Here is a 13,984-nt window from a genome sequence, read left to right on the forward strand (position 1 = left end):
CTTCCCATGACGCTCGTCGCGCCGGACCCCACCCGGACGGTCCCGCTGCCGCTCCGCGAGCAGGCCGACGTCCGCGACCGGTGGCTGACCCAGCGGCTGCTCGACCTGCTGCCCGGGCTCATGGACCGCGCCGGCATCGACCTGTGGCTGGTCGTCGGCCGGGAGTACAACGAGGACCCGGTGCTGGCCACGCTGCTGCCGGCCACCTGGCTGTCGGCCCGCCGGCGCACGATCCTCGTGCTGCACCGCAGCGACGACGGCGTCACCGCGGCCGCGGTCTCCCGCTACCCGGTGGGCCAGTTCCTGCCGGCCTGGTCCCCCGAGGACGGCGGCCGGCTGCCGGCCGAGGGCACCCAGTGGGCCGAGGTGCGCCGGATCGTGGAGCAGGCCGCGCCCCGGCGGATCGGCATCGACGTCTCCGCCGACTTCGCCCTCGCCGACGGGCTGTCGCACACCGAGCACCGGCAGCTCACCGAGGCGCTGGGGCCGTGGGCCGACCGGCTGGCGTCGGCCGAGGAGCTCGCCGTCGGGTGGCTGGAGACGCGGCTGCCCGAGGAGATCGCCGTGCTCGACGGGCTCAACCACCGGGTGCGGGAGGTGGTCGAGGAGGCCTTCTCCCCCGCCGTCCTGACCGCCGGGGTCTCCACCGCCACCGACCTGGCCTGGTGGCTCCGGCAGCGCCTGACCGACCTGGGCGTCGAGCCGTGGTTCCACCCGGTGGTCGACGTGCAGCGCGCGGGGGTCGCGCCGCTCCGGGAGCAGGGGGCGCTGCTGCCCGCCGTCCCCTACGACGTGCCGGTGGAGCCCGGCGACCTGGTGCACTGCGACGTCGGCCTGTCCAGCCTGGGTCTGCGGACCGACAGCCAGCGCAACGGCTACGTGCTGCGCCGCGGCGAGACCGACGCGCCGGCCGGGCTGCGGCAGGCGCTGGCCGTGGGCAACCGGCTGCAGGACCTGACGACCGCGGAGCTGGTCGCCGGCCGCACCGGCAACGAGGTGCTGGCCGCGGCCCGCTGCGCCGCCGCCACCCAGGGCATCGACGGCGACATCTACTCCCACCCGGTCGGCGTCCACGGGCACGGGGCCGGTCCGGCGATCGGCCGGTGGGACGACCAGCGCGGCGTCCCCGGCGCCGGCGACCGGGTGCTGCACCCCGACACCGTCTACGCGCTGGAGCTGTGCGTGCGGGTGCCGGTGCCGGAGTGGGGTGACCAGCCGGTGCGCATGGCGCTCGAGGAGGGCGTGGCCCTCACCGCGGACGGCGTGGCCTACCTCGGGGACCGGCAGACCGAGCTGCTGCTCATCCCCAGCGCTTGATGCCAGCGGCGCGAGCACCGCAGCGAGCTCTGCGAGCGAGGAGCGCACCGACGCACCGAGAGCGAGCCGAGGGACGCCGCACCGGTGCGGCGCCTCCGGCCGGCGGCCGGGTGGACGCGCTGCACCGGTTCACCAGGTGACCGGCTTGCCCGGCGTGTCGATCCAGGTGGTGAAGAAGGCGCCGAGGTCCCGACCGCTCACCTCCTCGGCCAGGGCGACCAGGTCGGCGCGGCTGACGTTGCCGCCGGCGTTCTCCGTCGCCCACCGGCGCAGGAGGGTGCGGAACGGCTCCTCCCCGACCTCCCCCCGCAACGCGTGCAGGGCCGCCGCGCTGCGACCGTAGACCGCGGGGGCGAACAGGTCGGCCGGGCCCGGGTCGCCGGGCGGGACGGCCCAGAACGGGTCCTCGGCCGGCCTCGCGTGGACCTCCTGGAACCGCTGCTGCGCGGTCGGGCCGCCGCGGGACTCGGCCCACATCCACTCCGAGTAGGTCGCGAAGCCCTCGTTGAGCCAGATGTCGCGCCAGGTCTCCGGCGAGACGCTGTTGCCGACCCACTGGTGGGCGAGCTCGTGGGCGACGGTCGACTCACTGGCGACCCCCGAGTAGACCGGCCGCGTCTGCGTCTCCAGCGCGTACCCGACGGAGTCGTCGTCGACGATCGCGCCGAACGAGGTGAACGGGTACGGGCCGTACAGGTCGACGAAGAAGTCGATCATCTGCGGCTGCAGCGCCAGGCTGGCCTCGGTCGTGGCGCGGTCGGCCGCGGTGAGGTCACGCTCCACGAACTCGAGGATCGGCAGGCCGCCGGGTCCGGTCCGCGTCGTCGCGACGTGGTCGCCGATGGACGCCGTCGACAGGTAGCTGGCCATCGGGTCGGTCGCCCGCCACACGAAGGTGGTCCGGCCCTCCGCGGTCACCGGGGCGCCGACCGGCTCGCCGTTGGCGATCGCCGTCTTGCCCTCGGGCACCGTGATGCGGAAGTCGTAGGTCGCCTTGTCGGTCGGGACGTCGTTGACCGGGTACCACGTCGCGGCACCGTCGGGCTCGTTGGCGACGAAGGCGCCGTCCGGGAAGCTCACGAACCCGTAGCGCGCGCCCGTCGAGTCGACCGGCTGGCCCGGGACGCCGCCGTAGACGACGGTCACCCGGTGCGGGGTGTCCGCCTCGAGCTCCGGCCGCGGCCGGACGACGAGCTCGCCGCCGCGGCCGGTGGCGTCCGGGGGCTGCTGCTCGAAGCCCGCGGGCCGGCCGTCGACGGTCACCGAGGTCGCGGTGAGCCCGCGCAGGTCCAGGCTGAACCGGTCGAGGTCGGCGGTCGTGGTGAGGGTGACGACCGCGGTGCCGTCCAGCCGCCCGGTCGCGGGGTCGTAGGCCAGCGTCAGGTCGTAGTGGCCGACGTCGTAGCCGCCGTTGCCCGCGGCCGGGAAGTAGGGGTCGCCTCCGGAGGTGCTCCCGGGGTCGTGACGCTCGGCGAGAGCCGGCGTGGTCGCCAGCAGCGGCACGGTCAGGACGAGGACGGTGCCCGCCACCACGAGGGGGTGTCGCATGGCCGGACCGTAGATCCACGGGTGTGACGACGGCGTCACCGCGGACGGAGCGGCCCCGATCCTGATCCGCGCCGGGCACTCTGCCTCGGCGGGTCCTGCCGAGCGGATCGAGGGCCTGGTCACTCCGGAGCTGGCCTGGTGGACGGAGGGGGAACGCGGAGGTCAGGGGTCCGTCCGACGGACTGACCGGAGGCCGACGAGCGGAGGCTCAGCCGGCCCGCGCCCACCGCCGGACCCGGCCCGTGCCCCACCCCAGCACGGCCGACTGACCGGCCGCGGAGCGTGACCGGGGACGGACGGGTCGTCGGCCATCGGGGGCGGCGTACCACCGGCGGTGCGAAGGGGCCGCTGGACGGTCGTCTGCCGACGTCACCTCCCCGGGCCTTCGCTGTCGCCTCGTCGCCCTCCTGGCCGGAGCGGCGGCCCTCGTCGTCTCGGCGTGGCGCCGGGACGTGGCCCCGTTCCTGTGGGCAGCGGCGGTGGTCGCGTTCCTCGGCACCGTCGGCCTGGTGCAGGACGCGATCAGGCAGGCTCGGCTCGACCGCCTGCGAAACGGCTTGCCGCGAAGCCACCCGGGAGGAGACTCGCAGCTGCACGATCGCGACGGCCCGCGGAGGGCATCATGACAGCGACAGAGGACATCACCCGACTCGTGCAGGACTACGGCCGTGCGTGGGACGCCGACGCGCCACGGGATCTCGTCGACCGGATCTTCGCCGCGGACGTCATCGACCACAATCCCCAGCCGGGTCAGGGGCCGGGCCGCGAGGGCATCCACCAGGTCATCGACCTGTACCACGCCGCCTTCCCCGACCTCCGGGTCACCAACGAGGACGTCGTGGTGTCGGGCGATCGCGCCGTGCTCCGCTGGAGTGCCACGGGCACGCATGAAGGAGACCAGCTCGGCGTTCCTCCCACGCACCGGACCGTGCGGCTGACCGGTATCGACATCCTCCGGATCGAGGATGGTCGGATCGTCGAGCGCTGGGCCGAGTTCAACGGGCTGGAGATGATGCAGCAGATCACCTGAACCCGGGCTGGACCCCAGGACCGCTGCGGCTGGCCGCGACCTCGTCAGGAGCGCGCCTGTCGCGTCTCACGGTCGTTGGCCTTCTGGATGGCGTCGACCAGCTCGTCCTTGGTCATCGACGACCGGCCGCTGATGTCCAGCCGCTTCGCGACGTCCATCAGGTGCTCCTTGGTGGCGTTGGCGTCGACGCCGCCCCTGGTCCCGCGGTCGGTGTCCCGGCCGCCCTCGGCCTGCGGGTCGCTCGGTCCCTTGTGGTCTTTCGGCTCCCAGTGGTCGCCGACCTTCTCGTGGGTGTGCTTCACCGCGGCCCAGGCGACCTGGTTGGCGCGCTGCTCGTCGTCGTAGGAGTCCATCGCCGAGTCGTGGGCCTTGGCGAAGGTGCGCTGTGCCTTCCCGTCCGAGCGCTGCAGGGTGCTGGGGATCTCGTCCTGCTTGGCCTTTCCGCTCTTCGTCGTCTTCGGCATGCCCGGCCGGTACCCGCAGGCCGTGGGGGTCAGTCGCCCTCCCCCAGCCAGGTGACGCCGTGCTCCCGGGAGGCCCGCTCGTAGGCCTCGTCGAACGGCGACCCCGTGCGGCTGGCCTCGGCGAGGACGCGGAAGAAGTCCTCGAACCCGGCCGGGGAGGTCATGCACAGCAGCCGGCCGGTCCGCGGGACCACCCGCCGGTGCGAGTGCGGCACGCCGTGCGGCAGGAACAGGGTCCCGCCGGGGCCCACCGTGAACTCCTGGTCCCCGCACACGAAGACGTGCTCGCCCTCGATGACGTAGTAGAGCTCGTCGGTCTCCCGGTGCACGTGCCGCGAGGTGTCCAGGAGCGGCGCCGCCTCCTCGACGAGGGTGAACGCACCGCCGGTGGTGTCCGCGGACGCGCGGACGACGACCGTCGTCCCCCAGAACTCCAGGCGCTCCCCGCCGTCGTGGTCCCGGGCGAAGGGGGCGGCCATGCCAGGCCGGTACCCGCGATTGGTGCGCGAGGAACGGGACCAGGGCCGCGGCGAGCTCGTCGGGCGCCTCCTCCGCCATGTGGTGGCCGCTGTCGATGCGCCCGCCGCCGCGCAGAGGGAGGACCCTCCTGCCCCCACCCCTCGCAGGCTCGCGGCGGGTCCCTGCAGGAGAGCTGGGCCCGGTCGCGGCCAGCAGCGGGCGGCTCCTCGCCACCGACCCGCACGCGCAGCCGGACGCCGTCCGCCCCGTCGGCGCCGGTCTCGGCGAAGCCGTCGAAGAGGCCCACTCAGGCCACACCTCTCGCCTGACTCCGCGCACCGGTCCGCCCCTCGCAGGGACCGCTGTCGTCAGGCCTCGGCGAACCGGGACCAGTGGGCGCGCTCGTCGTCGGTCATCGCCCGGCTGGAATCCGTGGCGAAGTCGAACAGGACCATGACCACGTGCGCGCGGATGGCGACCGCGTCGTCCTGCACCAGCTCCTGCCGGACGGTGAGGGACTTCGCGCCCAGCCGCGTCACCACGCTGCGCACGCACAGCCGTTCACCGACCCGGTAGTACAGCTGCCGGAGGTAGTCGACCTCCAGCCGGGCCAGGATCAGCCCGCGGTCCCCCGGCGCCCCCTCGGCCATCGCCAGCCGCGCGTCCTCGAGCAGGCTCAGTGCCCGGGCGTGGTTGACGTGGCCGAGGGAGTCGGGGTCCGACCAGCGCAGCTGGACGGCGTGCTCGTGGACGGCGCTCAGGGCAGGTCCGCCGTCTCGGCCGACTGGCGGTGCGCCCCCTGGGCGTCGTCCGGGTCGGGGTGGACGGTCCGCTCCTCGGACTCGGCGAGGATCACCTCGGCGGCGACCTCCTCCATGCCGCTGCCGTGGAGCTCCTCCTCCTCGGGCAGCAGCTCGGCCCGCGTGTGGACGTTGTGCTCGGTGACGTTGGCCAGCGCCTCGGGGCTGGGCTCCTTCTGCGTGGTCATCTCAGAACCGCTGCTGCTCGGTGCCGATGCCCAGCGCCCGGGCGACGTCCTGCACGTTGTCGAACTGCTGGCCGGACGGGAGCCGGCGCAGGTCGGACAGCACCCTGTCCGGGGCGTTGCCCTCCTGGGCCTTGGCCACGAGCGTGTCCCGGTCGGCCGGCCACACCTCCTTGCCGAGGGCCTCGGCGAGCGCCGCGCGGTGCTCGACGTCGCCGGGAGAGGTGCCGGGTGCGGTGGCGGGCTGGTGCGGGTCGGTCACGGGGTCTCCCATCGATCGGGGGTCGGGGTCACTGAGAGTTGGGCGTGGAGTCGTCGGTGTAGCGCAGGATCGCGGCCACCGGGATGTCCTCGGGCATCGCCGCCCGGGGCACGACCACGACACCGGCCGCACTCGCCACCGCGGCGGCGAGCAGCGCGCCCTCGGCCGGGACGACGGTGCCGTGGGTGCCCAGCGCGTCCATGTCGTGCTGGTCGACGCCGAGCTCGAGCGGTGAGTTGCCGACGATCAGCGTCTCGTCGGGGTCCTGCTGGTCGGCGAGGACCAGGGTCTCGACCTGCCCCTTGCGCAGCGCCTCCACCACCGCGGCCTTGCCCGTGACAGCCAGCCCGTGGGCGCCGGCCGAGGCCAGCTTCTCCACCGCGTCGGCCTCCTCGCGGGCCTCGTGCTCCGCGACGAGCGCGGCGGTCCGCTGGTCGACCGGCTCGCGGTCGGCCCCGGCGGCGCGGCCACCCTCGTCCATGGAGACGATCAGGTCCGACCAGAGGTCACTGGCGCGGTCGGTGAGGATCTGCCGGGCCCGGATGTCTCCGGCGACGAGGACGAAGGCCGGGTGCAGGCGGCGCACCAGCGAGGTGATGCGCTCGGCGACGTTGTCGGCGTTGTGGACCCACTTGTTCTCGGCGTTGTGCTGGTACCGGTGGTGCGCCCAGCCGCCACCCTGGAACTTGCGGATCTGGAAGCTGTCGCCCTCGACCTCGTCCTCGATCTCGGGCCGGCCGACGAGGGTGGCCACCGAGATGTCGGCGCCCACCCGGTCGGTGACGACGACGATGTGCGGCACGCGTCCGGGCAGCTGCCGCAGGATCGGGAGCAGGTTCGGCGTCGGCGACCACTCGGCGACCTCCTGCCGCGGCGCGTCCACCAGCGGCTGGTCGAGGACGACGGAGCCGTCGGCCGCGACGACGACGGCCCGGCCCCGCAGCGTGGCGACCTCCCCGCCGTCGTTGGCCTCGAGCAGCCGGCTGCGGACCGCCTCGACGACCGCCTCCGGCGCGCCCTGCTCGGTGAGCTTCTCGGCGATGGCGCGGACCCGCAGCTCCACCTCGGTGTCGGCGTTCTCGGTGGTGTGCGTGACGTCGGCGCACACCGTGGCGTAGGGCCCGGAGGCGGTGAAGACCGGTGCCAGGAAGGACACGTCCATGGGGGTGGAACCACTCCTCGATCGCGGTGGGGCTCGGGGTCCGCGGGGCCCGCAACCCGGGCGGTCCCGCTCCCGCCGCCTACCCACCGGCCGTGGCCTCACACCCGTGTCGGATCCGGGAGGCGGGGGTAGGCGGTCGCCCATGACCGAGCACGACCAACTGCCGCTGCCCGACTACGACCACCTCCCCGTGGAGGGCCTGGCGTCGCGGATCCGCACGCTGGACGCCGCGGGCCTGGAGACGCTGCTGGAGTACGAGCGCGCGCACGCCGACCGGCTGCAGGTGGTGACGATCATGGAGAACCGCCTGACCGCGCTGCGGGAGGGCGCCCAGCCCTCCGGGGGCGACCCCGCCGCCGCGGCCGTCGACGACCCGGTGCACGCCGCGGCCGGCTCCAAGGTCTCCGAGGCGACGACCGGCCCGGTGATCAACCCGCCGTCCCAGGGCGACCCGACCAACCCGGCCCAGCCCCGGTCCACCGGCTGAGCCCTGGGGGTCGACGCCGAGTCATCCGAACTCGTGGCCATCAGCGCCTGATCGCCCCGAGTTCGCATGACTCGGTGCCCCTGTGGACAGCGCGAGCGGGAGCACGGCGGACGACGGCATCGTGCGCAGGTGCCCACGCCTCGCGTGCCCCCGCCGATCCGACGACCGACCGACCGGGCCGGCGCCCGCGCCGAAGGGGTGACCGACTGGCAACTGCGGCACCTCGAGGTCGTCCGCAGCTCCCGGAACACCTACCTACCCGCCGCGACGGCGGACGACGTCCGGACCCGCGTGACCGCCGTGCTGCTCGGTGCCCCGGCCGCCGCCCTCCTCAGTCACCGGACCGCAGCCGCGCTGTGGGGTCTGCAGATCCCGCTCGTGCCGGCGGACCACCGGATCCACCTCACGGTCCCGCCCGGCACGCGCATCCGGTCGCGTGCCGACCGCCAGGTGCACTGCGCCCACGTGCCCGAGTGGCAGATCGTCCGGCGCGGTGACGTGGCCCTGACCTCGCCCGGCCGGACGTGGCGTGATCTGGCGGCCGTGCTCCCCGCCGCTGCCCTGCTGGCGGTCACCGACCAGATGCTGGCGCGGAGGTACCCCAGCGAGGCCTTCCAGCGGGTGCTCGACACGGCCCGCGGGCTGCGCGGGGTCCGCACCGCACGGGCGGTCCTGTCCGTCGCCGATGCACTGGCCGGCTCACCGATGGAGTCGGTCGCGCGGTGGATCGTCCACGAGGCCGGGCTGCCGGCGCCGGTGCTCCAGCACGTCGTCCGCGGCGGGCGCGGGGAGTTCCTCGGGCGCGTGGACATGGCATGGCCGGAGCACAGGGTGCTGCTCGAGTTCGACGGCGACGTCCATCGCGAGCGCCGCGTCTTCGTCGACGACCTCCGCCGGCAGAACCGTCTGGTGCTCGCCGGCTGGGTGGTGCTCCGCTTCACCTCCGCCGACCTGGTGGGCCGCCCCGCGTGGGTGGCGGCCACGATCAAGCGCGCGCTCGCAGGCTCCTGACCCCACGCGGCGCCGAGTCATGCGAACTCGTGGCCATCAGCGCCTGATCGCTCCGAGTTCGCATGACTCGGTGAGATCGCGCGATCTCGCCGGAGCTCACTCCCCGCCGAACGCCGCCGCGATGTCCAGGACGGCGGGACCGAGCAGCACGATGAACAGCGTCGGCAGGATGCAGAGGATCAGCGGGAAGATCACCTTCACCGGGATCTGCATCGCCTTCTCCTCGGCCCGCTGCCGGCGCTTGAGCCGCATCTCGGCGGCCTGGGTGCGCAGCACGTCGGCGATGGAGACCCCGTACGCGTCGGCCTGCACGACCGCGCGGATGAACCGGCGCAGGTCGGGCACCGCCGTCCGCTCGGCCAGCGCGAGGTAGGCCTCGCGGCGGGGCTGGCCGACGGCGATGTCCTGCAGCGTGCGCACCAGCTCCTCGGCGAGCGGGCCGCGCCCGTTGCGCCCGGCCCGCGCCATCGCCGCCTCGAAGCCGAGCCCGGCCTCCACCGCGATCGTCATCTGGTCCAGGGTGTCCGCCAGCTCCAGCGCGATCGCCTGCTGCCGTTCCTGGCCGCGGCTGTAGAGCAGCAGCTCGGGGACGACATAGGCCACCCCCGTCACGACGACGGCCAGCAGCACGGTGAGCGGGCCGGGGCTCGCCGACACCACCAGCCCGCCGAGCGCCGCCGCGACGACGGCGAGCACCAGCTTGGCCGCCACCAGCCGGGGCACCGGCCACTCGGCGGGGCGGCCCGCGGCGCCGGCCAGCCGGTTGAGCCGGGCCACCGTGCCGGCCGGGGTGAGGGCCCGGGCCAGCCCGGGCAGCAACCGGGCCCGCGGCCGGGCGGGAGCCGCACCGGTCAGCTCGAGGCCGCGGGTCAGGTTGGCCCGGGCGCGGGCGGCGGCGTCCTGCGGGCGGGCGAGCAGGGCCCAGCCCAGCAGCGGGACGGCGAGGGCGACGGCCAGCGCGGCCGCGAGCACGGGAGCGGGGAGCATCAGAACCTGATCGCCACGGTCTTCTTGAGCCACAGCCCGCCGACGACGAGCAGCACGACGACCGTGGCGATCATCAGGTAGCCGGCGAGACCCTCGGTGAAGCCGGCGAGGTAGGCGGGGTTGGTCACCGACAGGAACCCGACGATGCCGAACGGCAGGCCCATCAGCACGATCGCCGACAGCTTGCCCTCGGCCGACAGCGCCTTGACCTGCCGCCGGATGGCGTTGCGCTCGCGGATGGTGTGCCCGACGGTGTCGAGCACCTCGGCCAGGTTGCCGCCGACCTCGCGGTGGATGCCGATCGCCTGGGCGACCCAGCGGAAGTCGTCGCTGGCGGTCCGCTCGGCCACCTCCTCGAGGGCGTCGCCGAGGTCGCGGCCCACCCGGGTCTCGTTGACGATGCGGGCGAACTCCTCGGCCGTGGGGGACGCGGCCTCGGTGGAGACGGCGTCGACCGCGCGCAGCAGGCTGTGGCCGGCGCGCAGGCTCGACGCCATCAGCTGCAGCGAGTCGTCGAGCTGGTCGGCGAACGCCGCCTGGCGCCGTCCCCGCTTGACCCCGAGCAGCGCCTTGGTGCCCAGCGGGGCCACCGCCGCGAACACGACCGCCAGCAGCACCCCGCCCAGCAGCAGACCGAGCGCGCCGAGGATGACGGTGGCCAGGCCGACCAGCAGGACGACGTCCGGCAGCGCCATCGCCACCCCGGCCCGCTCCAGCGCGGCGGTGCCCGAGGCGATCCGGCCGCGGCGGGCCAGCGCCCGCTCCACCGCGGCACCGGCGGCGGCCGAGGCCCCGGCCAGCGGGGACGTCGGCGGCGCCACCGCGGGGTCCAGCCGGGACAGCGGCACCCGCCGGGGGCCGGCCGGCAGGACGACGAGGGTGAGCAGCAGCAGCGCGCCGGTGACCGCGAGCAGGCCCGCGAGCAGCAGCATCAGGCCCACCCCCGCCGCGGCTCGACGGTGCCGAAGACCCGCGGCGAGACCTTGATGCCGAGCTCGTCGAACCGGTCGGTGAACCGCGGCCGCACCCCGGTGGGCACCGGCTTGCCGAGGAACCGGCCCGCGGCGTCCACCCCGGCGGAGTAGTCGAAGAGGAACGCGTCCTGGAGGGTGACCGTCTCCCCCTCCATGCCCTGCACCTCTGTCACGTGGGTGACCCGGCGGGTGCCGTCGCGCAGCCGGGTCAGCTGGACGACGACGTCGACGGCGGAGGCGATCTGCTCGCGGATGGCGCGCAGCGGAAGGTCCATGCCGGCCATGAGCACGAGGGTCTCCAGGCGGGCGATGGCGTCGCGCGGGGAGTTGGCGTGCACGGTGGACAGCGACCCGTCGTGGCCGGTGTTCATCGCCTGCAGCATGTCCAGCGACTCCCCGCCGCGGCACTCCCCGACCACGATCCGGTCGGGGCGCATCCGCAGCGAGTTGCGCACCAGGTCGCGGATGGTGATCGCGCCCCGGCCCTCGATGTTGGGCGGCCGGGACTCCAGCCGGACGACGTGGTCCTGCTGCAGCTGCAGCTCGACGGCGTCCTCGATGGTGACGATCCGCTCGCCGTCCGGGATGAAGGAGGACAGCACGTTGAGCAGCGTCGTCTTCCCGGTGCCGGTGCCGCCGGAGACGATGACGTTGAGCCGGGCCTCCACGCAGGCCCGCAGCAGCTCGGCCATCTCCGGGGAGAGGGTGCCGAAGCCGATGAGGTCGTCGACGGTGAACGGGTCCTTGGCGAACTTGCGGATGGTCAGCGTCGATCCGCTGAAGGCCAGCGGCGGGATGATCGCGTTGACGCGGGAGCCGTCGGCCAGCCGGGCGTCGACCAGCGGGGAGGACTCGTCGATCCGCCGTCCCACCCGGGACACGATCCGGTCGATGACCCGGCGCAGGTGCTCCTCGGAGGTGAACCGGGCGGGGGTGCGGACCAGCCGGCCCTCCTGCTCGACGTAGACCGCGTCCGGGCCGTTGCACATGATCTCGGTGACGCTCGGGTCGTCGAGCAGCCGCTGCAGCGGGCCGTAGCCGAGGACGTCGTCGGCCAGCTCGGCGGTCAGCCGCGCCCGCTCCTCGGCCGAGAGCGGGACCCGCTCCTCCTCGACCACCTCGTCGAGCTCGCCGAGGACGATCGTGCGCAGCTGGTCCTCGGACAGCAACGGGTCGTTCATCCGGTTGCCCATGCGCTCGAACAGCGCCTTGGCGACGCGGTCCTTGAGCTTGGCGAGCGCGTCGGTGGGTGGGGCGGCCGGGGCCGAGGGCCGGGCCGGGGTCACGGGCCGGGGCTGCGGGACGACGGCGGGCGCGGCCGGGAGGTCGGGGACGGCGGACCGCCCCTGCGCCGCGGCGAGGCGCGAGGCGAGGTTCACGACGCCGCCCGGTGCTTGGCCCGGTACTGGCCGGGCTTGACGATCGGGGTGGCGGAGAACCGGGCGACCAGCCGGCGCAGCTCCTTGGCCGCCGGGTCCTTGCGGCCGCCGGTGACGATCGGCACGCCCTGGTTGGTCGACACCGGCACCGCGGCCGAGCGCGGGACGACGACGTCCACCCCGGTGCCGATGGCGGTCTCCACGTCGCGCACCGACAGCCCGCCCTTGGCGTCGGCGAAGTTCATGACCACGTGCCGGCCGGCCGGGATCATGCACAGCTCGCGCAGCACGTCGAGCTCCTTGCGCAGCCCGCGGACGCCGGGGACGTCCATGCTGCTGAGCATCACCACGTCGGTGGCGCGGTCGAGGGCGGCCAGGGTCTGCTCCGAGAGCCCCGGCGCGGTGTCGACGACGACGTAGCGGAACTCGCGGGCCAGCGAGGCCAGCAGCCGCGTGACGTCCGCGGCGGTGACCGTGTCGCCGGCCGCCGGGGACTCCGCCCCGCACACCGCGTACAGGCCGCTGGAGTGCTGGGTGAGGAAGGTCTTGAGGACCATCGTGTCCTCGGTCGCCGGCCCGTGGGCGACGTCGGGCAGCGCGTACTCGGGCACCAGGCCGAGCGCGGAGGCGACGTCGCCGAACTGGACGTCGAGGTCGACCAGCACGGTCGACTGCGGCGCGGCCGCGGTGAGGCCGATCGCCAGGTTGGTCGACACGGTGGTCTTGCCGACGCCGCCCTTCGGCGAGGCCACGGTGATGACCCGGCCGGTGTAGCGGGCGGTCTCCTCGACCGGGCGCAGCACCCGTCGCCGTCCGGCCGCGGCGGCGCCGGCCCGCTCGACGGCCTCCCGGATGGTGAGGACGTCGGCGGAGGGCGAGAGCAGGTCGCGGATGCCGGAGCGCATCGCCGCCTGCCACATCTGCGGCGAGGCCTCGGCCATGAGCACCACGGTGATCCCGGGGCTCTGCACGTCCAGCCGTGAGGCGAGCGAGAGCACCGCGTCCGGTGGCGCGAGCGGGCCGATGAGCAGGACGTCGGGCAGCTCGCCGTCGACCAGCTGCTCGAACAGCCGCCCGGGATCGGCGGGCAGCCGGCCGGCGGGCAGCACGTGCACGTCGCCCTCGGTCGCCTCCTTGACGCGCAGGACGATCTCCTCGTCGGCTGCGCCGAGAACCACGCGACTCATGAGTAGTCCTTGTCGTAGACGTTCTGGGAGGTGACGACCTCGGTGCCGGTGGTGTCGACGCCCTCGGGCTCGAGGGAGAGCCAGACGGTGCCGTGCTCCATGGCGAAGACGACGGCCTCGGCCGCCTCGGCGCGCAGCCCCAGGGTCACCATCAGGCTGGCCGAGGGAGCCGCACCGCCCGTGGCGGCGGTGTCGGTCGTCTGACCGTCCGGAACGGGGGCGGGGGCACCTTGCACCTGGGTGACCAGCACGCGGTTGAGGACGACGTCCGTCCTGCCCTCGAGGGAGACGTGCACGCCGACCGTGTCGCCGGCCGCCAGGCGGCCGCCGACGGCGCGCTGCGGCTCGAGCAGGATGCTCACCTCCGACGTGCCCGCGGGCGCGGCGACCGTGCCCGGCACGCCGAGGTCCTCCGGCGCGGCGAAGCGAGCGGCCAGCAGCTGCTCGCCCGGCTGGAGGTCGACGGTGGCGACCTGCCCGGCGAGGGTGTCGAGGTCGGTGACCCCGCCCGGGACGACCGCCTTGGCCGGCAGCCGCTCGGTGCGGACCAGGTCGGCCAGGTCCTCCCCCGGTGTCCCCTCGGCGACCGGCTGGTCGACCACGAGCACGTCCACGGTCTCGGTCCCGGCCAGCGCGCGGGCGTCGGCACCGCGCACGTAGGCCAGCAGGACCACGGCGCCGGTGGCGGCGAGGACCAGCGCCGCGAGGGCGGCGAGCAGTCGGCGTCTCACG

Annotated in this window: 16 protein-coding genes; 4 read left to right on the forward strand and 12 right to left on the reverse strand. The window is 74.5% G+C overall.

Annotated features, from left to right (window positions below):
* The first annotated feature begins 6 nt into the window (after positions 1-6).
* Positions 7-1,317 carry a M24 family metallopeptidase gene (locus ACI78Z_RS06385; protein WP_457035688.1) on the forward strand — a complete coding sequence of 437 codons (1,311 nt, stop codon included), beginning with the start codon at positions 7-9 and terminating at the stop codon, positions 1,315-1,317.
* 129 nt (positions 1,318-1,446) lie between these two features.
* Here ACI78Z_RS06385 and ACI78Z_RS06390 read toward each other — a convergent pair whose 3' ends face one another.
* Positions 1,447-2,865 carry a M1 family metallopeptidase gene (locus tag ACI78Z_RS06390; protein ID WP_457035689.1) on the reverse strand — a complete coding sequence of 473 codons (1,419 nt, stop codon included), beginning with the start codon at positions 2,863-2,865 and terminating at the stop codon, positions 1,447-1,449.
* 622 nt (positions 2,866-3,487) lie between these two features.
* On the opposite strand from ACI78Z_RS06390, the gene ACI78Z_RS06395 reads away from it, so the two are divergent.
* Positions 3,488-3,895, forward strand: a complete 408-nt coding sequence (locus tag ACI78Z_RS06395) for an ester cyclase (RefSeq protein ID WP_457035690.1) — start codon at positions 3,488-3,490, stop codon at positions 3,893-3,895.
* A 44-nt stretch (positions 3,896-3,939) separates the two neighbouring features.
* Here ACI78Z_RS06395 and ACI78Z_RS06400 read toward each other — a convergent pair whose 3' ends face one another.
* The 6 genes from ACI78Z_RS06400 to ACI78Z_RS06425 form a co-directional block, all read right to left on the reverse strand.
* A complete protein-coding gene (locus ACI78Z_RS06400; RefSeq protein ID WP_457035691.1) occupies positions 3,940-4,359 on the reverse strand; it encodes a ChaB family protein in 420 nt (139 codons plus the stop codon).
* Positions 4,360-4,388: 29 nt separating this feature from the next.
* Positions 4,389-4,838, reverse strand: a complete 450-nt coding sequence (locus ACI78Z_RS06405) for a cupin domain-containing protein (protein WP_457035692.1) — start codon at positions 4,836-4,838, stop codon at positions 4,389-4,391.
* A 348-nt stretch (positions 4,839-5,186) separates the two neighbouring features.
* The gene (locus tag ACI78Z_RS06410) at positions 5,187-5,579 is read right to left on the reverse strand and encodes an acyl-CoA thioesterase (protein ID WP_457035727.1); all 393 of its coding nucleotides are present in this window, start codon (positions 5,577-5,579) and stop codon (positions 5,187-5,189) included.
* A complete protein-coding gene (locus ACI78Z_RS06415; protein WP_457035693.1) occupies positions 5,576-5,806 on the reverse strand; it encodes a hypothetical protein in 231 nt (76 codons plus the stop codon). The genes ACI78Z_RS06410 and ACI78Z_RS06415 overlap by 4 nt, the downstream gene beginning before the upstream one ends.
* Position 5,807: 1 nt before the next feature.
* The gene (locus ACI78Z_RS06420) at positions 5,808-6,065 is read right to left on the reverse strand and encodes a DUF2795 domain-containing protein (protein WP_457035694.1); all 258 of its coding nucleotides are present in this window, start codon (positions 6,063-6,065) and stop codon (positions 5,808-5,810) included.
* Between the two features lie 28 nt (positions 6,066-6,093).
* On the reverse strand, positions 6,094-7,227 hold the full coding sequence (locus ACI78Z_RS06425) for a baeRF2 domain-containing protein (RefSeq protein WP_457035695.1): 1,134 nt from the start codon (positions 7,225-7,227) through the stop codon (positions 6,094-6,096).
* Between the two features lie 142 nt (positions 7,228-7,369).
* On the opposite strand from ACI78Z_RS06425, the gene ACI78Z_RS06430 reads away from it, so the two are divergent.
* Together ACI78Z_RS06430 and ACI78Z_RS06435 are read left to right on the forward strand one after the other, a co-directional pair.
* Positions 7,370-7,714 carry a hypothetical protein gene (locus ACI78Z_RS06430; protein ID WP_457035696.1) on the forward strand — a complete coding sequence of 115 codons (345 nt, stop codon included), beginning with the start codon at positions 7,370-7,372 and terminating at the stop codon, positions 7,712-7,714.
* Positions 7,715-7,843: 129 nt separating this feature from the next.
* Positions 7,844-8,725: an endonuclease domain-containing protein gene (locus tag ACI78Z_RS06435; protein ID WP_457035697.1), complete on the forward strand. Its 882-nt coding sequence runs from the start codon at positions 7,844-7,846 to the stop codon at positions 8,723-8,725.
* Positions 8,726-8,821: 96 nt separating this feature from the next.
* Here ACI78Z_RS06435 and ACI78Z_RS06440 read toward each other — a convergent pair whose 3' ends face one another.
* From ACI78Z_RS06440 to cpaB, 5 genes are read right to left on the reverse strand one after another with little or no spacing between them, the layout of a single operon-like run.
* Entirely contained in the window at positions 8,822-9,712 is an 891-nt protein-coding gene (locus ACI78Z_RS06440) for a type II secretion system F family protein (RefSeq protein ID WP_457035698.1), read from the reverse strand.
* Positions 9,712-10,644: a type II secretion system F family protein gene (locus ACI78Z_RS06445; protein ID WP_457035699.1), complete on the reverse strand. Its 933-nt coding sequence runs from the start codon at positions 10,642-10,644 to the stop codon at positions 9,712-9,714. The genes ACI78Z_RS06440 and ACI78Z_RS06445 overlap by 1 nt, the downstream gene beginning before the upstream one ends.
* Positions 10,644-12,065 (reverse strand): CpaF family protein, encoded by a 1,422-nt coding sequence (locus ACI78Z_RS06450; RefSeq protein ID WP_457035700.1) that lies wholly within the window; start codon positions 12,063-12,065, stop codon positions 10,644-10,646. The genes ACI78Z_RS06445 and ACI78Z_RS06450 overlap by 1 nt, the downstream gene beginning before the upstream one ends.
* Complete coding sequence (locus ACI78Z_RS06455) at positions 12,062-13,252, reverse strand: AAA family ATPase (RefSeq protein ID WP_457035701.1); 1,191 nt, start codon at positions 13,250-13,252, stop codon at positions 12,062-12,064. Before ACI78Z_RS06455 ends, ACI78Z_RS06450 begins: the two co-directional genes overlap by 4 nt.
* A complete protein-coding gene (cpaB, locus tag ACI78Z_RS06460; protein WP_457035702.1) occupies positions 13,249-13,983 on the reverse strand; it encodes a Flp pilus assembly protein CpaB in 735 nt (244 codons plus the stop codon). The genes ACI78Z_RS06455 and cpaB overlap by 4 nt, the downstream gene beginning before the upstream one ends.
* Between the last annotated feature and the right edge of the window lies 1 nt (position 13,984).

The organism is Geodermatophilus sp. SYSU D01176 (assembly GCF_054050015.1).